Genomic DNA, 24,379 nt, shown 5'->3' on the forward strand with positions numbered 1-24,379 from the left:
ATCAAAAACAATCCGTTTATCCCGGCGGCGATACAAAATTGAGATAATTCTTGTGTTAATAGCGACTATATTTTCTTGCACCGGTTTTCCCTTTCATACCTTTGTTCTAAGTAAAACACCCAACTTAAAACGGCACGCCCCGAACGGCTGCCGGACCGAAAGTAACCGATGAAAAAGTGCATTCCCATCCTGTTCGCATGCTGCGTGATAGCCGGTGAAACCTCTGCCATGGAGGGCCGCCTGTCGCAGCGAATCACACTGAAAACCCCGGGTAACAGCGCCGTGACCTATAACCTGCGCGAAACCGCCAAGGAGGGGGGGGGAATTTTAGAGGCTGACCGACAGCTGCCGCTGACCATCCGACGGCAAAAAACCGAAACAGACAGCGAAATCAGGATCGTTCTCACGCTGACGGCGGACGATCTCCTATATTATAATGTAGAGCAGTCGTTCAGCACGGGCCTCGTCCACGAGAACTGTCTCTTCTATATGCCCGGGTTCTGGTATCACAAAAACCTGCGGTCGCCCCAATCGGCTCCCTCATTCCACACCAGCGACAGTTGGCAGGTGCGCGAAGACCGTCTGAGCACGCCCCTCACGGGTATCTACGACGAAAAATCAGGAACCTATTACACGGTGCTCCGCACCGACACGCCCGACTGCGAGGCGCTCGCCTGTCACAATTACGGCGAAGTGATCCTCTCGGGCAAAACATCGCTGGGCTTCACGGGATTCCGCAATGCGGACGCGCACGCGGCGCTGGTCTTCGGGTTCCCCTACTGCGAAGCCCCGAAATCCTATATCCGCAAACTGACCCTCGCCCCGGCCGTCCGGGCATTCGAAAAACTGGAGAAGGGCGAGACGCGCCGTCTGACATGGACGATCCGCAAGGGCGTCAGCCCTTCCTACTCGTCGTTCGTGGCCGGGGTGTGGAACGACTCCTTCGACACGCTCGATCCGCAGCCTCTCGAACCGCGCCATACCCCTGCCGAAGCCAAGGCCATCCTGGCCGAATATTTCTCCCAGAGCTATGTCGGGGACTATCCGCTGAAATTCACCTCCGGCGTGGAACTCCGCACGGCCGACTGCGAAAGCACGGACCTCGCCGAGGTGGGATTCGTGGGCCGCGTGCTGCTCAACGCCTTCAACGCGCTGGAATACGCCGAAGCGAACGGCCGCGAACAGCTCGCAGCAGAGGCCCGGTCGATCTTCGACAGCTACCTGCAATACGGATTCACACCGGGCGGCCTGATCCGCGAGGTGGTCGATTTCAAGCGGGAACGCGAGACCGACGTTTACAGTATCCGCCGTCAGTCGGAGGGCCTCTACGCCCTGCTGAACTACCTCGACTATGAGAAACAACACGGCCGCAGCCATCCCCGGTGGGAGGCTCGTATCCGGACCCTGCTGGAGAAATTCCGCACGCTTCAGAATCCCGACGGCAGTTTCCCCCGCAAATTCCGCGACAACCTGACCGTCGTGGACGCCTCGGGCGGCAGCACGCCATCGGCCACGCTGCCCCTGACGATGGCCTATGCCTATTTCAAGGACGAGGCTTACCGCCGGAGCGCCGAACGCACGGCCGACTATCTCGAAAAGAATCTCATTTCCAAAGCCGACTACTTCTCGTCGACGCTCGACGCCAACTGCGAGGACAAAGAGGCTTCGCTCTATGCCGCAACGGCGATGTACTACCTGACGTTCATCTCCGAGGGCGCCGAACGGCAGCGCTACGTCGATCTGTGCCGTGAGGCGGCCTATTTCGCCCTTTCGTGGTACTACCTCTGGGACGTGCCTTTCGCCCAGGGGCAGATGCTCGGCGACGTGGGCTTCCACTCCCGCGGCTGGGGCAACGTGTCGGTGGAGAACAACCACGTCGACGTCTTCATCTTCGAATTCGCCACGGTGCTCGACTTTCTGGCCGAAGCGTGCCACGAACCCCGCTTCGAGCGCATGAGTGCCGTAATCCGAAGCTCGATGCTCCAACTGATGCCCGTCGAAGGATCGATGTTCGGGATCGCCCGCACGGGCTACTACCCCGAGGTCGTACAGCACACCGCCTGGGATTACGGCAAGAACGGCAAAGGCTTCTACAACGACATCTTCGCGCCGGGCTGGACCGTGGCGTCGCTCTGGCAGATGCTCAGCCCCGACCGCGTCTCGAACTATTTCGCCAACCGATAAACCCACTGGAAAATGACACGAATTCTACTGCTCCTCATTCTCCTCGCACCGCTCGCCGCACCGGCGCAGAACGCCCTGAAAGAACGCGAGACGATCTGCACCCTGACCTCGAAGGAGGGCCACGGCGGGCAGTTCGACTGGAAAATGAAACGCGCCGACGAGGTGGGCGTACGCTCCGAGGAGGTCTCCTCCGCCAAGCTCCCGACCGAAGAGTGGCTGCCGGCGGTGGTCCCGGGAACGGTGCTCAACTCGCTGGTGCACGACGGCGTCTACCCCGAGCCGTACTACGGGCTCAACAACAAGCTGGAGTCGAACCTCATCCCCGACCTCTACCGCGCCGGACGGGATTTCTACACCTATTGGTTCCGGACGGAGTTCCGGCTCGACAAAAACGCCTACCGGGGCAAAAAAATCTGGCTCCAGGCCGACGGCATCAACTACCGCGCGGAAATCTGGCTCAACGGCAGCATGGTGGGCAACACGGCCGGCATGTTCCTGCAGCGCGTCATCGACATCACCGACAAGGTCACGTTCGACCGGGAGAACGTCCTGGCCGTGAAGGTCTACCCCGTGGACATGCCCGGCACGATACGCCCCAAAGGCGGCAAGTCGTTCGGCGCCAACGGCGAGTTCCAGAACGGCGGCAACGGCGAGATCGGCCGCAACGTCACCCAGCTGATGACCGTCGGGTGGGACTTCTTCTACCTCGACGGCATCCGCGACCGCAACACCGGCATCTGGCGCGACATCACGCTCTTCACCACCGGGCGCGTGCGGCTGGCACATCCGTTCGTGAAATCCGAGTTGTCGAAACCCGGCTACGACGTGGCGCGCCAGACCGTCTCGGTCGAGGTGAGCTATCCCGACTACATCCCGCAGAACACCTGGCGGAAAGCCAAAGTCAGCGGCGAAATCCGCGGTGAAGGCATCCGCTTCGAAAAAGAGGTGTCGCTCTACCGCGGCGAGGTCCAGGAGGTGGTCTTCACCCCCGAGGAGTTCCCGCAGCTGGTGATCCGCAATCCGCGCTTGTGGTGGCCGCTGAACAAAGGGAAACAGGAACTCTACGACCTGACGCTGAAAGTCGAATTCGACGGCCGGGTCAGCGACTCGATTTCGACGCGCTTCGGCATCCGGGAGATCACCTCCACGACCGACACGCCGGACAGGTCGCGCACGTTCAGCGTCAACGGCCGGCCGCTCTTCATCCGGGGCACCAACTGGCTCCCGGAAGCCATGCTCCGCACGTCGGACGAACGCACCCGCGCCGAACTGCGCTACACGGCCCAGTCGGGCGTGAACCTCATCCGCTTCTGGGGCGGCGGCATCACCGAATCGGACTATTTCTTCCAGCTCTGCGACTCGCTGGGCATCCTCGTCTGGCAGGAGTTCTGGATGACGGGCGACACCAACCACCCCAACGATCCGGGCGTCTACTACGCGAACGTGGTCTCCACGGTGAAGCGCATCCGCAACCACCCCTCGCTGGCCTACTATGTCTCGTCGAACGAGAGCACCGAAATGCCGCAGATGGAACGACTGCTCGAAAAACTCGACGGCACGCGCGGCTATCAGATGCAGTCGGAATGCGGCGGCATACACGACGGCAGTCCCTACAAGCAGGTCAACATCATGAGCCACTACGAGGACAAGGCTTCGCCGCGCGGCAGCCGCGTCTACGGCTTCAACCCCGAATACGGCGCCCCGTGCCTGCCGACGGTCGAATGCCTGCGCGAAATGATGGACGAAAAGGACCTGTGGCCCATCAACAAAGCGGTCTGGGACTATTCCGACGGCAATGGATTCCACCTCATGTCGACGCTCTACACCGACATGACCAACGAATACGGCCCCTCGCAGAGCATCGAGGAGTTCGCCGAAAAGGCGCAGTTCCTCGGCGCCATGAACTACAAGAGCATCTGGGAGGTCTGGAACTACAACAAGTTCGGCTACGGCGACCGCTACACGTCGGGATTCCTCTACTGGTACCACAATTCGGCCGTCCGTCAGGTCGCCGGACGCATGTGGGACTGGTCGCTCGAACCCACCGCGGCGCTCTACGCCGCGCAGAACGCCTGCGAGCCCCTCCACCCGCAGTTCGACTACCTGAAAAACACGGTGTCGGTGGTCAACGACCACTACCGCGCATACCGCGGCTACCGGGTTACGGCCGAGGTCTATGACCTCGACATGCGGCGCATCGACTCGCAGTCGGCGACGGTCGACCTGCCCGAAGACGGCGTTGCGAACGACGTGCTGACGCTGAATTTTTCGGCGTCGAAGACCCCGGTGCAGTTCATCAGGCTGAAACTCTTCGACGAACGCGGCAAGCAGGCGGGCAGCAATTTCTACTGGCGTTCGGACAACGAATACAAGGGCGCCAACACGCTCACCGGCCCGGCGACGGCGGGATTCCAGTCGCTCGGCGAACTGGCCCGGACCCGCGTCGCCGCGTCGTACGAAACCTCGGTAGACGACGGATGCCACTACATCAACCTCCGACTGAAAAACACCGGCCGCACGGTGGCGTTCTTCACGCAGGTACAGTGGCTCGACGAGCGGCGCAAGCCCGTGCGGCCGTCGTTCTACACCGACAACTTCCTCTGCCTGATGCCGGGCGAGAGCCGGACAGTGCGCATCGAAACGGCACTCGACAAACTCCCCGGAGAGACATACACGCTCGTCGTGAGGGGCTTCAATCTCGACACGCGCGAATTCAAGGTCAAAATCCGGCGTCCGTGAAACTCCTGCTGTACATTTTCGCCCTCATCCTGGCAATGGGCATCCTGACCCGCAAGCACACCTACGACGTGGTGATCGTGGGCGGAACCCCTGCGGGGATCACCGCCGCCGTCGCCGCCGCACGCGAAGGAAAAAACAGCGTCATCCTCGAACGCTCGGGACACGTCGGCGGGCTCCCGGTCAACGGACTGGGCGCCACGGACATCGCCACGCGGGGCGCCACGGCGGGACTGTTCGCCCGTTTCGTGGCGCTGAACAAGGCCCGTTACACCGAAAAATACGGCGCCGGCTCCCCGCAGGTGCGCGATTGCAGCGACGGATACCATTTCGAGCCGTCGGTGGCGGCGGAGACCTTCGAACGAATGCTCGCCGAGGCCGGTCCCGGAAGCATTACGGTTCTGACCGGACGCCAGTTCGACGCCGAAGCGCGCTACGTCGAGAAGCGGGGCGACCGAATCGTTTCGATCCGCATCCTCGACCGCACGACGGGCCGGGAGGAACAATACCGCGGCGCCGTGTTCATCGACGCGACCTACGAAGGCGACCTGGGCGCAGCCGCAGGGGTTCCGTTCCGGACCGGACGCGAAGGGGCCGACGAATACGGCGAACCCTGCGCCGGAAAAATCTACCGCTGGTGGAAGCACGGTCCCGACGCCGACGGCACGACCTATGAGGGCGACGACGCCATCCAGGCTTACAACTACCGCCTCTGTCTGACGGACGATCCGCAGAACCGGCTGGCGATCCCCCGGCCCGAAAACTACGACCGCAGCGAGTACGCCTCGCTGGTCGGCGACGTATTGGACGGACGCAACACGGACGCCCGTTACCGCAGGGCGGATTCGGCGGCTATCGCCCGGAACCGCCGGCGCATCGGGGCCGGAGAGCGGACCTCGGCCCCCGGCGACGTCTGGGGCATGGCCAAGGTGACGAGCATGACCCGCCTGCCGAATGCCAAGACCGACGCCAACAACCAACACCTCGCACTCATCTCCACGGACCTGCCCGAAGAAAACTGGCCGTGGCCGACGGCCGGCTGGGCGTGGCGCGACCGTTTCGCAGAGCGTCTGCGCGACTATACGCTGGGCCTGCTGTGGTTCGCCCAGCACGACGAGGCGCTGCCCGCGCATTTCCGCGAAGCCTGTCTGCGGTGGGGCCTCGCCGCCGACGAATACCGCGACAACGACGGATTTCCGCGTCAGGTCTACGTCCGCGAAGGCCGGCGGCTGGAAGGCTGCTATTTCTTCACCGCCAAAGACGCCCTGCCCGAAGCCGAGGGGAAGCGTCCGCCGCTCCACCGCAGTTCGGTCACCGCAAGCCACTACGCCCTCGACTCGCACGCCGTGCGCAAACGCGAGCCGGGGCGCATACACCTCGACGGATTCTTCAGCCACCCGACGGCCGTTTACACGGTTCCCTACGGCGTGATGGTTCCCCGGCGGGTCGAAAACCTGCTCTTCCCGGCAGCCGTCTCGGGCAGCCACGTCGGATTCTCGACCCTGCGCATGGAGCCTTGCTGGATGGCCTTGGGCGAAGCCGCCGGAACGGCAGCCGCACTGGCGATCGACAGCCGCCGGAACGTCCGCGAAATCACCGTGGACACGTTGCAGGAACGCCTGCTCCGCCACGGGGCTGTGCTGGTCTACCTGCGGGACCTGAAACCCGGCGATCCCGATTACGCCGCCGTACAGCGGTTGGCGCTGCGGGGCTTCTTCCCCGAATGGGAAGCCGGTCTCGACCGCCCGCTCGACGAACCCACGGCGCGTCTCTGGAGCTCGCTCGCCGGACGGAAAATACCGGCCGACGGCACGACCACCCGGCGGGAATGGCTTCGCCGGATCACAATGAACTAACTTCTAAAACAAAATGAATATGAAACGAATTTTCTCCTTTCTGACTGCCTTCCTGGCCATTGTCACGATGATGCTGTGCTGCAGCCATTGCAGCAAGGACGACTCCGACAACGGCAACACCGGAAAACCGTATGTCCGGCTCAATTTCAGCGAAAAGATGGTGTCCAACTCCGCCGGATCGCTCGAAATCTTCGTGTCGTCGAACACCGAATGGATCGCCGAGCCGCGGAGCAAATGGCTCAGCGTAACCCCCAACAGCGGCAAGGGCGACCTCTCGGTGCGCATCTCCTTCGAGACGAACGGCACGGAGAAGCGCACGGGCATCGTCCGCTTCACGGCCGACGGCGTCAATCCGGTCGAGATCACCATCACGCAGTCGGCGCTGACCTTCACCAACCCCATCACCATCGGGGGTAACGTCGCCACGATGCCCGATCCCTACATCGTCAAGGACGGCGAATATTACTACACCTGCAAGGCGAGCGGCAACGGCATCGCCATCTCGCGCTCCTCGCGGCTCACGGCAATCAACAGCACCACCAAGAAATGGAGCCTCCCCTACGAAGGCCCCTCGAAACCGTGGAACATCGCCGACCTCTGGGCTCCCGAGCTGTTCCACATCGGCGACCGCTGGTACGTCTACTACGCGGCCGGACGCCGCGGACAGGACGGAATCACCGGTTACAGCACCCAGCGCAGCGGCGTACTCCGTTCGAAAGCCAACGACCCGCTGGGCGAATGGGAGGATATGGGCATGCTTTACACGGGCTACAACTACCAGCCGGGCATCAAGCCCACCATAGAGAACACGGAATATGCCATCGACCTGACGACCTTCGAGCTGAAGGGTCAGCGCTATGCCGTCTGGTCGGGCAACGGAACCGACGCCGTTCAGCAGATCCGCATCGCTACGATGTCGGACCCCTGCACCATCTCCTCGTCAATGGTCATCCTCTCGACCCCCACGCAGTCCTGGGAAACGATGGACGGACGCAAGATCAACGAGGGTCCCGCCATACTCGTCAACGAGGAGAAGGGCAAGCTCTTCATCGTCTACTCCTGCAACCCGTCGTGGACCAAGAACTACCGGCTGGCCTGGCTGATGCTCGACATGAACGACGGCGACCCGATGAATCCGGCCGACTGGAAGAAGTCGAACAACTACGCCTTCTGGCGCTGCGACAACACGAAGGAACCGGTATCCGGAGTCAACGGACTGGGACACTGCACCTTCACCAAATCCCCCGACGGAACCGAGGACTGGATCGTCTACCACGCCATGCGTTATTCCGACGGCGGATGGGGCCAGCGTTACCCCTTTGTCGAGAAATTCACGTGGAACGCCGACGGAACGCCCGATTTCGGGAAAGGCGCCGGATGGGGCGAATCCCTGTTGCTGCCCTCGGGAGAGACGCTCTGAAAACATCTTCGCATTGTTAACCTAACCGAATAACAGTACCGCAAACCGATGAAAAAATTCCTTTTAGTTGTACAAACCCTGCTGCTGCTCGCGGCGGCCTCGAACGTTCAGGCACAAAAAAGCTACGACCTGAAAAAATTCCCGAAGGGATGCCAACCCGAAGAGATCGGCATAAGGCTCACCGAACGCTACCTCCAGACTCCGCACTCGCACTGGGGCGACATCAACTCGAAGTACAAGGTAACACTTGTAACCTATCCCGATGTCTGTGCCTGGCTGGGCGCATTGTGGTTCACCGCCGGAACCGGCAACGACAGCCTCTACACCCGGCTCGTGGAGCGTTTCGAACCGCTGTTCACCACGCAAAAGAACTTGCAGCCCAACCTGTTTCCCAAGGATCACAACGTCGTCGATTTCTATGTCTTCGGCGCCGTGCCGCTGGAAATCTACAAACGCAACCACGATCCGAAATACCTGGAGCTGGGCATGAAGTATGCCGACGGCCAGTGGGAGCTGCCCGCCAATCCGCAGCACTACAAGCAGCTGTCCGAAGCGAAAAAATACGCCGACGACGACTACTCGTGGCAGACCCGGCTCTGGGTCGACGACATGTTCATGATCACCGACCTGCAGGCCCAGGCTTATCTGGTTACGGGCGACAAGAAGTATATCGACCGCGCCGCCCGTGAGATGGCGCTCTACCTCGACCGCATCCAGCGTCCCAACGGACTCTTCTACCACCACACCGGCACGCCCTACTTCTGGGGCCGCGGCGACGGCTGGATGGCCGTCGGCATGGCCGAAATGCTCCGCATGCTCCCGAAGGACAACCCCTACCTGCCGCGCATCCGGGCGGCCTACATGCAGATGATGGAGACGCTGCTGCGCTATCAGGCCTACGACGGCATGTGGCGTCAGATCATCGACAACCCCAATTCCTGGAAAGAGACCTCCTCGACGGCCATGTTCACCTACGCGATGATCCTCGGCGTGAAGAACGGCTGGCTCGACCGGAAAATCTACGGCACGGCCGCCCGCAAGGCATGGCTGACGCTGCTCTCCTACCTCGACGAGAAAGACAACCTCCGCAACGTCTGCGAAGGAACCGGCGCCAAAAACAGCTTCGACTGGTATCAGAACCGCCGCCGCCTGACCGGCGACCTGCACGGACAGGCTGCCATGCTGTGGTGCGCCTATGCGCTCTCCTGCGACGTGAAACCTTACAAACTGACGCCGAAACGGTAAACCAGCCCCTATCATGTACAAAATTCTGAAAACATTCCTTCTCGGATTCGCCTTCGCCGGACTGTGCCTGGCGGCATGCAGCGAGAAAGCCACCTCCGGATCGGGCGTAAAGCCCCAACCCAAGCCCGACCCGACGCCCGAAGTCGAAGATTACGACCTGATCAACTTCCCGGACCGGAAGGGTCCCAAAACGGTCGGCGAAGGGGTTGTCAACCTCTTCATCCGCTCGGGAAACTCCAACTGGGGAGACATGCACTCCAAGACGAAGAGCACGCTGACCTCCTATCCCGACGTCTGTGCCTGGCTGGGTGCATTCTGGTACGCCGAGGCGGCCGGGAACAACGATCTGTTCAACCGGCTGGTGGCGAAGTTCGACCAGTTCCTCGAAGTGGACGACAAGAACATCGAACCGAACAAGAGCCTCGTGACGCAGATTCCCCGCACGGAAAACAATGCCGTGGACTACAACATCTTCGGCGCCGTGCCGCTCCATATCTACTACGTCAAAAAGCAGCGCGGCGCAGCCGAGTCGGAGATCAAAAAGTACCTCGACCTGGGACTTCGCTACGCCGACCAGCAGTGGGAGCTGCCGACGGAGCAGAAATACCTGGAGAAGATGAAGAACCCCGAGTATTATCACAACCTGGGTTATTCGTACCAGACGCGCCTGTGGATCGACGATATGTTCATGATCACGGCGCTCCAGTCGCAGGCCTATCTGGCGACGGGCGATGAAAAGTATATCGAACGGGCCGCCAAAGAGATGATTCTCTACCTCGACGAGCTGCCGGGCGAAAACGGGATTTTCTACCACGCCCCCACCGCCAAATTTTTTTGGGCCCGCGGCAACGGCTGGATGGCCGTGGGAATGCCCGAAATGCTGCGGATGCTTCCCAAATCGTCGAAATACGACGTCTACCGCAACCGGATTCTCACCGAATACAAGAAAATGATGGCCACGCTGAGCGCCTATCAGTATGACAGCGGCCTGTGGGGACAGCTGATCTACCCCAATCAGGGCGACATGTGGGAGGAGACCTCCGGATCGGCCATGTTCACCTATGCGATGATCCTCGGCGTGAAGAACGGCTGGCTCGACGAGAAGACCTACGGCACGGTCGCCCGCAAAGGCTGGCTGGGAATCCAGAACTACCTGAACACCAACTTCGAAATCCGGAACGTCTGCTGCGGGACCGGAGCCGGCACGAGCTACGCATACTACCGCGACCGGGAGAAATACACCGGCGACCTGCACGGACAGGCTGCCGTGATGTGGTGCGCCTATGCACTGACAGAACTGGCCAACGAACAACAGCAATAAACGTCACGAAAACTAACCTAAAACTCTCCTGCATGCCTATGAAAAAAATACAGCAGACCGAATGAAGGAACATTCGGTCCGGGGTGAAACTCGCCTCCCGGACCACGGGCTTCCTCGGCCCGGACAACCTCTGAATTATTATCATCAATCAACTAAAACCGTATGGAAAAATTTTATAAAACAAGCACCGGGTGCGCCAGAGCCCTGAAAAGCGTGAGCTTCGCCCTGCTTCTTGTGATGTTCCTGTCGGTGAACGTCGGCGCTGTCCATGCACAGGGCGCCTCCGCGCAAACGGGGAAACGACGCATCACCGGAACCGTCACCGACACCGACGGAGCACCGCTGGTCGGCGCCACCGTCTACATCAAAGACACCAACGTCGGAACGACGACCAACACCGACGGACTCTTCGTCATCGACGTACTGCCCAAACAGCAGATCACGGTCAGCTACATCGGCTACCTGTCGCAAACTCTGCCGACCGACGGCCGCGAAGTAATCAACATCAAACTGAAGTCCGACACGGACCTGCTCGAAGAGGTCGTCGTCGTCGGCTACGGCAAGCAGAAACGCCAGGCGATGGTCAGCTCGATCGCCACCGTCGGATCGCGCGACCTGATGCAGTCGTCGTCGAGCAACCTGACGAGCAACCTCGCCGGACAGCTCGCCGGTCTGATCAGCATCCAGCGCAGCGCCGAACCGGGACGCGACGATGCCGAATTCTGGATTCGCGGTATCAGCACCTTCAAGGGCGGAACCAACCCGCTGGTGCTCGTCGACGGAATTCCCCGTGACATCAACAACATCGAGGCCGACGAAATCGAAACGTTCAGCATCCTGAAAGATGCCGCGGCGACGGCCGTCTACGGCGCCGAGGGTGCCAACGGAGTCATCCTCGTAACCACCAAGCGCGGTACGATCTCCCGTCCCAAAATCTCGTTCCGCATCGAACAGTCGATCGCCTCGCCGCAGCGTTTGCCCGAGTTCGTCGATTCGTGGGACTACCTCGAACTGGCCAACGAGGCCCGGTCCAACGACGGACTCACGCCCAGTTTCAGCGCCGCGCAAATCCAGCTCTACCGCGACCGCGCGGACAACGACCTCTATCCGAACACGCAGTGGATCGACGAACTGGTCCGCAAAGCCGTGCACAGCCAGCGCTACACGCTCAACTTCCGCGGCGGCGCCGAAAATGCCAAATATTTCGTCTCGATGGCCTACTACCAGTCGGACGGCGTCTTCAAGGAGAACCCCAACGGCAAATACGACAGCAACTTCGGATTCGAGCGCTACAACCTGCGCAGCAACATCGACCTGAAAGTGAGCAAAACCACGCGCCTGAGCGTCGATCTCGCGGGTCAGTACGTACACCGCCGCACGGCCAACCGTTCGGCCGACGACATCTTCAGCTTCATGCTGCACACGCCGTCGTACCTCTTCCCGGCCATTTACAGCGACGGCACGCTCGCCAGCTACGAGAAGCAGGCCGACTCGAACAACCGCAACCCCTACAACATGCTCTACAATCAGGGCTACCGCCAGGAGTGGGGCGTGAAGATCCAGTCGAACATCAAACTGGAACAAGACCTGAAATTCATCACCCCGGGTCTGAGCGTCCGCGGAAGCGTCAGCTTCGACTACGACGGCAGTTCGGCGACGCTGCGCGACTACTGGCCGAGCCTCTACCACGCCAGCGGCCGCGACGCCGAAGGCAACCTGGTCTTCACCACCACCTCGTCGGGATCGCCCGAGATATCGGACCCCAAGTTCACCTCGACGAGCTATCTGCGCAAAATCTACATCGAAGGCGCCGTCAACTACCAGCGCACGTTCAACTATGTCCACAACGTCAGCGCCATGATCCTCTACATGCAGAAGGAGCAGCAGAAGAACGATCCGGTGCTCCCCTTCCGCAAACAGAGCATCGTGGGCCGCGTGACCTATTCCTACGACAACCGCTACTTCATCGAGGGCAGCTTCGGCTACACCGGCAGCGAAACCTTCGCCAAGAAGAACCGTTTCGGCTTCTTCCCGGCCGTCGGCGTCAGCTACTTCGTCTCCAACGAGAAATTCTATCCCGAAGGGCTGAAAAAGGTGATGAACAACCTGAAAATCCGTCTCTCGATGGGCCGCACGGGTAACGACGACACGGGAACCGACCGCTTCCTCTACCGCGCGACGTTCAACACCGAGGGCCACACCTTCAACCAGGGCATCGGAACCTCGGCCTCGAACGGCATGGGAGCCGGCATCTACGACCTGCGTTTCATCAACAACGACATCCACTGGGAGATCGAAACCAAACGCAACGTCGGACTCGACCTCGGCTTCTTCGACAACGAAATCGAACTCACGGCCGACTATTTCAACAACCGCCGCAAGGACATCCTGCTGGAACGCAACACGGTCCCCGGAGTCGCCGGATTCCACGCCAAACCGTGGCAGAACTACGGTATCGTTGACAACTGGGGCGTCGACGCCAGCCTGAACGCCCGCCACGACTTCGGCAAAGTCCGCATCAGCGCCCGCGGTACGTTCACTTTCGCGCGCAACAAGATCATCGAATACGACGAGCTGAACCAACTCTACGACTACCAGCGGATCACCGGCACGCGCGTGAACGAGAACACACTCTACATCGCCGAGCGCCTCTACACCGAAGACGATTTCATCCGCACGCAGAATCCCAACGGAACCTACTCCTACGAACTGCGTCCGGGTCTCCCGACCGTCGCGCTGCAAGGAACCCTCGGCCCGGGCGACATCAAGTACGCCGACCTGAACCACGACGGCGTGATCGACAGCAACGACAAGATGCGCGGCGTAGGACACCCCTACAATCCCGAGATCAATTACGGTTTCGGCCTCAACGTCGAGTACAAAGGCTTCTACGTGAGCGCGTTCTTCCAGGGCACGGGCAACTCGTCCGTACTGCTGGCGTCGGGCAACAATCACTTCTGGCCCTTCAACTGGTATGAAGACAAATCCAACTACCGTACGCTGTTCCTCGACCGCTGGACGGCAGACAACCCGCGCCAGGATGTCACGATGCCGCGTCTGCACAGCCATTACAGCCACAACGTCAACAAGGAACCCAGCACGTGGTGGCTCCGGAGCGGCAACTTCCTGCGCTTCAAGAATCTCGAAATCGGCTACAACCTGCCCAAGACCTTCCTCCGCAAGATCCGTCTCGACGCGGCCCGCATCTACATGCTGGGCAACAACCTCTGCGTCTGGGACGACATCAAATACTGGGACCCCGAGCAGGGCAACCGAAACCAGGGCATGAGCTATCCCATGTCCCGCACCTTCACGCTGGGACTCGAAGTCAACTTCTAATCAAGGAGAACGAACTATGAAACAGAATTTTGTAAAAATACTTTCCCTCGGACTGCTGGCCTGCACGGTCTGGTCGTGCAGTTTCCTCGACGTGTCCGACGAACTGGCCGGCGGCATCTCCGACATCTCGCAGGTGTTCAGCAATGTCGACCGCACCAAAAAATGGTATTCGCAGGTCTTCAACAACCGTCCCGACTATTCGGCCGTCTGGGTCACGGACAGCCCGATGGGAAATCCCTGGACCGCCTACTCCGACGAAATCTACACGCGGCTGGCCAACAATGCGGGCAAATACACCGAGTGGAACTCGGCCAACAACAATTCGCAGCGCTGGAACACGCTCTACGAGAGCATCCGGCAGGCCAATATCTTCCTCGAACAGGCTCATCCGATCGTGGACGAGGGAGGTCCCGACGCCGACCGTCTGACCGAAGCGGAGATCAAGCTCTACAAGGCGAACGTCCGCTTCATGCGTGCGGCTTACCACTACTACCTGATGGAGATGTACGGCCCGATTCCCATCGTCGACCATTCGATGACGCTGGAAGACAACCTCGACCTTCCGCGCAACTCGCTCGACGAGGTGATCGAATTCATCGACCGGGAGCTGAAGGAGTGCATGGAAGAGATGGCGCAGGAGCCCTACCACGACAACGAAAACCTCCGCGCCGTGCCCACCAAGGGCACCGCGCTGGCGTTGCGCGCCAAACTGTGGGTCTACGCCGCCAGCCCGCTCTTCAACGGCGGATGGGCCGAGGGCCTGGCGCTGACCAACAAGGACGGAAAACGGCTCTTCCCCGACCGGGACGACTCGAAACTGCAAACGGCGGTGGACCGTCTGCGCGATTTCCTCGACTACGCCGAATCGGGCAGCCGCTACGAACTCGTCAACACGGGCAATCCGGACAAGGACCTCTACAACCTGTTCCAGGAGTACAACAAGGAGATTATCTGGGCCACCTCGACCAACTCGTGGGGCAAACTGGGGGAACAGAAATTCGACACCTTCGCCACCCCGCGTTCGCAGCCTCAGGGCCAGGGCGGATTCCACGTCCTGCAAGAGTTGGTCGACGACTTCTACATGAAGGACGGCAAGCCTGTCAAGGCCACCTCGTTCCTCCCCAAATCGGAACTCTACCCCGCCAACGAAGCCGAGATGGGAACCTACAACGGCGTTCAGGTGTCGAAGATGTACATCGACCGCGAACCCCGTTTCTACAACACCGTCACGTTCTCGGGCATGAAGTGGCACATGAGCAATCAGGAGATTCAGTTCTACCGCGGCGGCAAGGATGACAACTCGGTGGCCGACGGCGCCCCGCTCACGGGTTACCTGCTCTACAAGCGCATGAACCGCACGGTCTACGGAGGCAACATCTCCGGCGCCGTGACTTCGAAATACCGTCCGGTGATTATTTTCCGCCTGGCGGAGTTCTACCTGCTCTACGCCGAGATGCTCAACGAAGTGGAACCGGGCAACAAGGACGTGCTGAAATATGTCAATCTGGTGCGTCAGCGCGCCGGGCTGGACGACTTGGAGGCGCTGAATCCTGCCATCGAGGGTAACCAGACCTTGCAGCGCGAGGCAATCCGCCGCGAGAGCCGCATCGAACTGGCCACCGAGGGACAGCGCTACTTCGACGTGCGCCGCTGGATGATCGCCGACAAGGCGCCCGGCGAAGGCGGCCAGGGAGGCGATTTCCACGGCATGAACGTCGATCAGGCGCAGCCCGCGTACTACACCCGCACGAAGTTGCAGACCCGCTCCTTCAAGAACAAAAACTACCTCTATCCCATTCCGCTGGACGAGATCAAGCGCAGCGACATGCTGGTGCAGAATCCCGGCTGGTAGAGCGTATAAACCGATAAACTTACGATAATGAAAAAAATCAGCATATTCCTGTTCGCGGCGGCGGCCCTGCTGGGTGCCGGATGCAACGACAGTTCCGACACGGACAAAGTGATTCCCGTTTCGGCGATCGCTCTCGATTCGTCGCTGAGCAGCGGCATCACGCTGGTCGTCGGCCAGACGGCCGACATAGCGGGCAAAGTGACGGTACGCCCCGAAAATGCCACGGATAAGACCGAAACCTACGAGTCGTCGGACCCGGAGACCGTCTCGGTAGACGAAGCCGGCGTCGTGAAGGCCGTGAAGCCGGGCCTGGCGATGGTCACGATCAGCGTGGGCGGCAAGCACTCGCACTTCGAAGTGGAGGTCAAAGAGCAGCGGATTTCCGTCGAGTCGGTTACGCTGCCAGCCGAACTGGCCGACGGCGCAACGCTGAAACTCGGCGCAACGCTCGACATCGCCGGCAAGGCGACGATCCTCCCCTCGAACGCCACGGACAAGACCGAAAGCTACAATTCGTCGAACCCGATGATCGCGTCGGTCACCGAAGAAGGCATCGTATCGGCAATCGCCATCGGCGAAGCGACGATCACGATCTCCGTCGACGGCAAGTCGGCCCAATTCACCCTCACGGTCGAGAAGATCGCCGTGGAGTCGGTCACGCTGCCCGACGAGTGGAAAGACGGCTATACGATGCCCCTCAGCGGAACGCTGGAGCTTGCCGGAAAGACGGCAGTGCTTCCCGAGAACGCCTCGAACCGTGCCGAAAGCTACGATTCGTCGGACAAGGAGGTCGCCACGGTCAGCGCCGAGGGTGTCGTAACACCGCTGAAAGCCGGAAAAACGACGATCTCGATCACAATCGACGGAGTTTCGGCATCGTTCGAGCTGACCGTCGCCGCCGACGTTCAGGTGGACATCGAGACCATTACGATTACCGACGGCCGCTGGAACAACTCGCTGGGTACGGCGAGCGTCGAGCTTAAGAACGGAACGGCGACCTACGATCTCTATTCGCGCCTGGTCATCACCCCCAAGAATCAGAACGAGGGCGTGGCGTATCAGATCGTCAACAAGGACGGTGAATTCATCGACATCGACGAAAACGGCCTGATCACCTGCAAGAAGGTCGGTACGGCCACGGTAGTCGTTACGGCGAAGAACCACAAAAGTCTGGCCCAGGGCAATACCAAGAAGGTGATCTTCACCCTGAACATTACCGATTCGAACGACCTCGACCGCACCGGCTGGAGCATGTCGGCATCGGGACCGATCAAGGGTACCGGCGGCAATGCCACGGCTGCGCTCGACGAGGTATTCGGCACGAGTTCGTTCCCGACGGCGAGCGCATCGATTCCGGCTTCCGATGCAACGATCTTCGGTCTGGACCGTCCCGGCAAGAATGGCGCCGGCGACACGATCTGGTTCGTGGTCGATATGCAGCAGCAGAGGAGCGTAAACTACTTCCGCATCATGCACCAGGGCGTACGCAACGCCGACCGCGGTTGCCGTTGGAATGGTTTCACGCTCATCGAAGGCAGCAACGACAATTCGGAGTGGACGCCGATTGCCGAAAATGTAAAGCTGCCCGATATGAGTTACAAATCGCAGCTCGACCCGAACGACGGCGGCACCCGCAATATCGACGATTATCGTACGACGTCGAATGTAAAGTTCCCCTCGACAGTAAATTACCGCTACCTGCGTTTTGTCGGCAAGGCAACCAACTTTACGGGATCGAACGGCACCTGTCAGATCGCGGAACTGTACCTCGGCCTCGACGAATAGACTTTCCGGCTCCGGCGGCGGAGCGTACTGCCGCCGGGGTTCGGAATCTTTAACCGAAAAAACGACTTTCAAATTATGAAAAAGATAAGTATTTGTCTGTTTGCCGTAGCGGCCCTGTTGTGCGCCGGCTGCGAAGACGGCATACCCGAACCGGGAACGATGGACGTTCCCGCAGAGAGCGTCGTGCTCGACGAGGAGCTGAGCGGCGGCCTGGTCATGGAGGTCGGCGAAACGAAGGACGTGTCGCTGAAAGTGACGGTGCTGCCCGTAAACGCCACCGACCTGGCGGAGCTCTTCTATTCCTCGAACATCGAAGTGGCGACGGTCAGCCCCAAAGGCATCATAACGGCACACAAAGCCGGCATCACCATGATCTCGATCTACGTGGGCGGCATCGAAACCTATTTCGCCGTGACGGTCGTCGATCAGATTCCGGTCGATATCGAGTCGATCTCCTTCTCCACCCCCTCCATGGACGCCTACGCCGGAGTCGGTTACAGCCTCTTCCTCTCGGTCGAGCCGTTGGACCAGAACGAAGGCGTGATCTTCTCGTCCTCCGATCCGGAAACAGCATCGGTGAACGCCGAAACCGGCCGCATGATCTGCCACCGGAGCGGCAGCGTCACCATCACGGCCGCTGCCCGGAACCATCCCGAAATCAAGGCGACGATGAGCGTTTCGATCACCGAGTTCTTCGGCGACTGGGACCGCAGCAAATGGTCGATGAGTTTCTCGCACGGCTGGAAAACCGACGCTTCGATCGGAAGCAGCGCGACCGCCGCTATCGACGGCAACGAGAACACGACGCTGTCGATGGACCGTCCGGGCAAGGTCACCAGCATTCCCGCCGACGCCGAAATCTGGTTCCAGATCGACCGCGGCGACAATCCGGGCATGGTCAACTACCTGCGTATTCGCCACCGTCCGGAAGGCAACAACAACAAGAACATTCTCGTCCGCTGGTGGGGCTTCAACCGCATCGAAGGCAGCAACGACGGCACGAACTTCGAGGTCATCGCCGAACGCGTCGCGCTGACGCCCGATCCGAACGTATACGAGAACCTGCTGACGGACAATGTTCCGATCCCGGAGAACGACTTCCGCTATCTGCGCTTCATCGGCTGGAACGATGTCAGCACGGTATCGCCCTTCCTGGGATTCTACTGCGCACGCGGTACGGCTTACGGAGGAACCAACCCGGGCGGCACCATCCAGATCAACGAATTCTACCTCGGCCGCGAACAGAAATAAGCCGTCGGGTACTGTAATCGAGAAGGCCCGAAGAACGAATCTTCGGGCCTTTTCACACTTTTAAAACTCAGACTACGATGATACGAAAAACCCTCTTAACCTTAGCCCTGCTGTGGATGCAGGCCGCGGCCCTGCAGGCGCAGGTGACGCTGACCGGGCAGGCCGCCGCACGCACGGACTTCGAGCTGGCCGCCGCGGATTCCGGCGCGGCCGTCTGCTACGACGCCGGGGACGCCGCGGTTGTGGAAACCGCCGCCGGGCTGTTCGCCGCGGATGTCGCCCGCGTAACGGGCCGCGAAATTCCGGTCGTCGCCGGGCAGGAGCTTCCCGCAAAGACGCGCTGCGCCGTGATCGTCGGAACGATCGGTCAGAGCTGCTGGATCGACGAACTGATCGCGGCCGGCAGGATCGACGTTTCGGCCATCGAAGGCGGCTGGGAACGTTATGCAATCCGGCTGGTCGACCGTCCGGGACACGGCGTGCGCAAAGCGCTGGTCATTGCGGGCAGCGACCGCCGCGGCGCGGCCTACGGTTTGCTCTCGGTGTCGCGCGCCATCGGCGTGAGCCCGTGGTACTGGTGGGCGGACGCCCCCGTGAAACACCGCGACCGGCTGACGCTGCGCGTCACGGATTTCACGTCGGAAAGCCCCTCGGTGAAATACCGCGGCATCTTCATCAACGACGAGGACTGGGGCCTCTACCGCTGGGCGAAGGAGAACTTCGAAAAGGAGCTGGGCAACATCGGCCCGAAGACCTACGAGAAGGTGTGCGAACTGCTGCTCCGCCTGCAGGCGAACTACCTGGCCCCGGCGATGCACGACGCAACGACGGCTTTCTACAAAATACCCGAAAACAAAGAGATCGCCGACCGTTACGCCATCGCCGTAGGCTCGTCGCACTGCGAACCGCTGGGGCTGAACACCGCCAGCGAATGGGATTCGAAGACCATGGGCGAATGGGACTACGTGAACAACCGGGCCGGAGTGGACCGGGTGCTGAAGGAGCGCGTCGAGACCTCGGCGCCCTATGAGAACGTCTACACGCTGGCCCTGCGGGGTCTGCACGACCGGGCGATGGCCGGCAGCGAGGACCTCGACGCACGGAAGGCCACCATGCAGGAAGCCCTGCTCGCGCAGCGGCATATTCTGGCAGACGTGCTGGGCAGACCCGCGGAGGAGATTCCGCAGGTGTTCACCCCCTACAAGGAGGTGCTCGACGTCTACAACCGGGGATTGCAGCTCCCCGACGATGTGACGATCATCTGGCCCGACGACAATTACGGCTACATGAAACGCCTGAGCAGTCCCGCGGAGCAGAAACGTTCCGGGCGTTCGGGCGTCTACTATCATTCGTCCTACCTGGGCCGTCCGCACGACTACCTATGGATGAACACCACCTCGCCGACGCTGATGTACGAAGAGCTGCGCAAAGCCTACGACTCGACGGCCGACCGCGTATGGTTGCTGAACGCCGGCGACATCAAGTCGTGTGAATTCGCGGTCGATTTCTTCCTGGCGATGGCCTGGGACATCGACTCGTTCGATTTCCGGCGGGCCGCGGATTACCGCGCCGAGTGGATGAGCGGCCTGCTGGGCCGGGAGTATTTCGACCGGTTCCGGGAGATTTCCGACACGTTCTACCACCTCGCATTCGTCCGCAAGCCCGAATTCATGGGCTGGGGCTACCAATGGGCCACGGACAAGCACGGCAAGGAGCGGAATACGGACACCGACTTCTCCTTCACCAATTACCGCGAGGCCGACCGGCGGCTCGAAGACTACGCACGGATCGCCGGGCAGGTCGACGCGCTGATGGACCGAATGCCCGAAGCGAACAAAGCGTGCTTCTACCAGGTGTTCTACTATCCGGTGAAGGCGTGCGAACTGCTCAACCGCATGGTGCTCCGCGGACAGCAGAACCGCCGGTATGCCACGCAGCAGCGTGCCGCGACCGATGCGCTGGCCGCCGAAAGCCGCATGTGCCACGACAGCCTGCAGATCATCACGGCGGGCTACAACGCCCTGCTCGGCGGCAAGTGGAACCATGTAATGACAATGAAGCAGGGATTCGCCGCATCCTATTTCCAGCTCCCGGAACTGCGGAGCGCACAACTCGCAGCGCAGGCCCGGCTGGAAATACAGGCCGAAGGCGAGGATGTGATGAAAGGGCTGCGGAGCTTCCACATGCTTCCGACGTTCAACACGTTCCTGCGCCGTTCCTACTTCGTGGATGTTTACAACAAGGGCCGCGAGCCCCTGCAATGGAGCGTTTCCGCCAGCGACGACTGGATCGTGCCGAACCGCACGGCAGGCACGACCCGCACCGAAGAGCGTATCGAAGTGTCGGTGGACTGGACGAAAGTTCCCGTCGGGGACGAGGTGTCGGGCTGCCTGACGATTGCCGCCGCGAACGGAGAGAGCCGCCGCGTACTGGTCTCGGTGTTCAACCCGGCCTCCCCCACCCGCGAGGAGTTGCAGGGATTGTACGTCCAGCACAACGGATACATTTCGATCCCGGCGGCGGATTTCCACCGCAAGCGCGAGAACGACGTGATTCGCATCCGTCCCGTCCCGAACCTCGGCGTCGAGAACACGGCGCTCCAGCTGGGCGACCCGACCCTGCCGAAACAGAACACCCGGCGGCGCGAGGTGCCCTGCGTGGAATACGATTTCTATACGTTCGAGCAGGGTTCGGTCGATGTTTACACCTACGTTCTGCCGACCTTCGTAATCAGCGCCGACCGGGGATACGCCGGACACGAGGCAACAAACCTCGAAACTCAATACGGAGTCTGCATCGACGAAGGCCCGGTGATGAACCCCTCGACCTCGTCGATCGAATATGCGCAGATCTGGTACGAGAGCGTACTGCGGAATTGCCGGGTGAACAAAACGACGCTCCACATCGGCAAACCCGGCAGGCACACGCTGAAAATCCTCTGCGGCGACGCCGGCACGGTGCTTCAGAAGATCGTGCTGGATTTCGGCGGCATGCAGCGCTCCTACCAGGGGCCGCCGCCCACCCGTGCCGAAAAGGTGCATTGAAAAAAGGAACGATCCGGAAAATTCGGATGAGTGTTTTAAAAAAAAGTGAAGGCAAAAGGTGTAAAGCACAGATAATCAATATGTATAAAATCTGTCTTTTGCACGAATTTTAGGCAGAAGAGCCTGAAAAAGCAGAATTCGACGGGAGTTTCGTTACCAAATCGCAACCCCGTCGAATTGCTTTATAATAGTACATATACTACTGAATTACAATTTCTTGCGCAGATATGCATAAATCCATAGGACTCAACAACCGATACCTTTGTAACATCTAAAAAATTGTTGAGTTATGAAAAGTTTTATCTGAAAAAGGATAAAGTCTCCCAAGACGGGAAAGTTCCGGTCATGGGGCGCATCATGGTCAATGGCACGCAAGCCGGTTTCAGTTGCAAGTTGAATATCGACCCGGCGCTATGGGATGAGAAAACCAATTATCTGAAATCGCAACGGGATATTACGCATGGATGCTCTCGGAAGGACATTGCGGCAAGACAATGGCTTTCGATCGTACTCAGACATTGAAATGTGTTTTATATGTAGCCGTTGAGCAAGGCTGGATAGACGGTATCCGGGTAAAATCGACGATACGCGGGTCTTTCCCGTGAAAGATCGAAAAGTATGTGCACAACGATGAAACGTATTGCCCAAAAATGCGGCATTACCAAGAATCGCTTCCGGAGGCAGATCGTATTGCAGATAGAACAGATTTTCGAGCGCCCGTCCGGGTGTCGTCTTTTTCAACTCTTCGGAGATGTGATGACTGAAACCCTCTTCATCGTTCGTTCCGACAGCGAAACGTACGGCATGCAGCGTTCAGTCGAGCGTCAGGTAAATACTTCTGATTCGGTCTTCCCGCATATCCGTTACATTTTTATTGCGGCACGTTTGCCGCCGGCGGGACGGGAATGCCGCAGTCTCCGTTCTGTTTTCCGTCTTTCGGTTGCGGTGCCCGTTCCGGGCAGGGAAACATGCAGTTTCGCGTCCGGCGATGACTCCTTGTGTTCCGTCAGGAATCTCCCGTTCTGAATGTTGTATTCCGTGCGAAGAATACCCGCTGCGATTTCACGGGCCTGCTGCTGCAAGGCACCGTACCCGAAGTCGTGCGTCGATTGCCGGCTTCCCATACGCGCCCGGTCGCCATCCCGGAGTTTCGCCGCCACCTCGGAGAAAAACTCCCGATGTCTGAAACGATGCAACCCGTCGTCGGCCACAGATGCGGCATACCCGTTTTCCGCAATATACAACAGCGTTGCGAGATCGTGATTGCCTGACGATACCTGTGTCCGGTTCCCGGCAACGAACCGCTCGAAGTCTTCATAGCGCGGCGATATGGAATATGCTGCCGAACATACGCCTTCCGAAAGTACCAACCTTGGAATCCGCTTCTCCCCGGTAAAGCTGTACCGGGATTTCTCCAGTCCCGGATACTCGCTTTTCAGATCGCTTTTCACGAATTTGTCGATACACCTGTCCGCCAGCCCGGATCTTGGCCGAAGAGGCGTCGTAGTTCGCTACGGCGTAGAATGAACAGGGGGTGCTGGCAAGAGATTTGGGTAGGGAGAATGTCGCCGATTTCGCGGCCAGCTCGCTGGATGTTAAATCCCGGCGGATAATGAAGTTGTCGGCATTATCGAAGACGAAAATCGACAGTGACGACAACGAAGACTCTCATGCCTCGGCCGAGGCTGCCGAATCGAAGAAGGAGCGGGTATCGGCGGCATCATCGGTAAGAGTAAGTGCGATACGTGCCTCGTCGGTGAAAGAACTGGGTGAAGGTCCAACTTGGGTCTCCTTGTTGCAGGAAACGAATGCGGCAGCGAAAACTGCAACGGCTAAAAGGATGTTTTTCATGTTATTTGGATTTTGAATGCAACGATGCACTATGCGTCGCTTTCTGCTGCAAATGTATAATACAAAATCACTGAAAAGTACACTTTTCCGGATGCCTCTCGGGAAAAATCAAACAGTTTTTTGTAAAGTATGAAAATATAATTAACTGAAAAATAACCTGTTGAAATTTTGCAAACGGAGAAAAACTTTCTGATTTCCTCATTCCTGGCAGTCCTCCGCACTCTCTATCGCAAGTGTCCTTCAACGACCTGCTCGTAAGCTTTCTTCAATTTATCCAAAAAGGGAGTCACTGCCGTACAGCGGTCGAGCAGCTTGGTTTTCTTTACGTAGACATCATTGATCGTTATTAAATAAAAGGTCGTCCTTAAAACATTATCTGCATACTGATTGAACATAAGCCTGGGTTAGTTCCAATAGATTCGATTCATTATGGGATAACAACGCATATATACGGGTGTCGATAAGCGTTTTCATAATTGAAAAAATTACAGACTG

The 24,379-nt window shown here is 59.5% G+C and carries 13 protein-coding genes and 1 pseudogene; 12 read left to right on the top strand and 2 right to left on the bottom strand.

What is annotated here, in order from left to right:
- The first annotated feature begins 168 nt into the window (after positions 1-168).
- The 12 genes and pseudogenes from BLU78_RS08105 to BLU78_RS14385 form a co-directional block, all read left to right on the top strand.
- Positions 169-2,184 carry a hypothetical protein gene (locus BLU78_RS08105; protein WP_010260337.1) on the top strand — a complete coding sequence of 672 codons (2,016 nt, stop codon included), beginning with the start codon at positions 169-171 and terminating at the stop codon, positions 2,182-2,184.
- A 12-nt stretch (positions 2,185-2,196) separates the two neighbouring features.
- On the top strand, positions 2,197-4,923 hold the full coding sequence (locus tag BLU78_RS08110; protein ID WP_010260339.1) for a glycoside hydrolase family 2 protein: 2,727 nt from the start codon (positions 2,197-2,199) through the stop codon (positions 4,921-4,923).
- The gene (locus BLU78_RS08115) at positions 4,920-6,776 is read left to right on the top strand and encodes an FAD-dependent oxidoreductase (RefSeq protein ID WP_010260347.1); all 1,857 of its coding nucleotides are present in this window, start codon (positions 4,920-4,922) and stop codon (positions 6,774-6,776) included. The genes BLU78_RS08110 and BLU78_RS08115 overlap by 4 nt, the downstream gene beginning before the upstream one ends.
- Positions 6,777-6,795: 19 nt before the next feature.
- Positions 6,796-8,196 (top strand): family 43 glycosylhydrolase, encoded by a 1,401-nt coding sequence (locus tag BLU78_RS08120; protein ID WP_020693234.1) that lies wholly within the window; start codon positions 6,796-6,798, stop codon positions 8,194-8,196.
- 48 nt (positions 8,197-8,244) lie between these two features.
- The gene (locus tag BLU78_RS08125; protein ID WP_010260354.1) at positions 8,245-9,441 is read left to right on the top strand and encodes a glycoside hydrolase family 88/105 protein; all 1,197 of its coding nucleotides are present in this window, start codon (positions 8,245-8,247) and stop codon (positions 9,439-9,441) included.
- Positions 9,442-9,454: 13 nt separating this feature from the next.
- Positions 9,455-10,762 (top strand): glycoside hydrolase family 88/105 protein, encoded by a 1,308-nt coding sequence (locus BLU78_RS08130; protein ID WP_010260357.1) that lies wholly within the window; start codon positions 9,455-9,457, stop codon positions 10,760-10,762.
- Between the two features lie 162 nt (positions 10,763-10,924).
- Complete coding sequence (locus BLU78_RS08135) at positions 10,925-14,101, top strand: SusC/RagA family TonB-linked outer membrane protein (protein ID WP_010260360.1); 3,177 nt, start codon at positions 10,925-10,927, stop codon at positions 14,099-14,101.
- A 16-nt stretch (positions 14,102-14,117) separates the two neighbouring features.
- Positions 14,118-15,953, top strand: coding sequence for a RagB/SusD family nutrient uptake outer membrane protein (locus tag BLU78_RS08140; RefSeq protein WP_010260363.1), 1,836 nt, complete (start codon positions 14,118-14,120; stop codon positions 15,951-15,953).
- Between the two features lie 27 nt (positions 15,954-15,980).
- Positions 15,981-17,738, top strand: a complete 1,758-nt coding sequence (locus tag BLU78_RS08145) for an Ig-like domain-containing protein (RefSeq protein ID WP_010260366.1) — start codon at positions 15,981-15,983, stop codon at positions 17,736-17,738.
- Between the two features lie 75 nt (positions 17,739-17,813).
- Entirely contained in the window at positions 17,814-18,989 is a 1,176-nt protein-coding gene (locus tag BLU78_RS08150) for an Ig-like domain-containing protein (protein WP_010260369.1), read from the top strand.
- 77 nt (positions 18,990-19,066) lie between these two features.
- On the top strand, positions 19,067-22,033 hold the full coding sequence (locus BLU78_RS08155; protein WP_231290738.1) for a glycosyl hydrolase 115 family protein: 2,967 nt from the start codon (positions 19,067-19,069) through the stop codon (positions 22,031-22,033).
- Between the two features lie 279 nt (positions 22,034-22,312).
- Positions 22,313-22,465: pseudogene (locus BLU78_RS14385) on the top strand (Arm DNA-binding domain-containing protein); the annotation flags it as partial.
- A 431-nt stretch (positions 22,466-22,896) separates the two neighbouring features.
- Here the strand turns inward: BLU78_RS14385 and BLU78_RS08170 are convergent.
- Positions 22,897-23,484 carry a DUF6047 family protein gene (locus BLU78_RS08170; RefSeq protein ID WP_010260375.1) on the bottom strand — a complete coding sequence of 196 codons (588 nt, stop codon included), beginning with the start codon at positions 23,482-23,484 and terminating at the stop codon, positions 22,897-22,899.
- Between the two features lie 217 nt (positions 23,485-23,701).
- Entirely contained in the window at positions 23,702-23,884 is a 183-nt protein-coding gene (locus tag BLU78_RS08180; protein ID WP_074712054.1) for a hypothetical protein, read from the bottom strand.
- Between the last annotated feature and the right edge of the window lie 495 nt (positions 23,885-24,379).

This window comes from Alistipes timonensis JC136 (assembly GCF_900107675.1).
GTDB lineage: Bacteria > Bacteroidota > Bacteroidia > Bacteroidales > Rikenellaceae > Alistipes > Alistipes timonensis.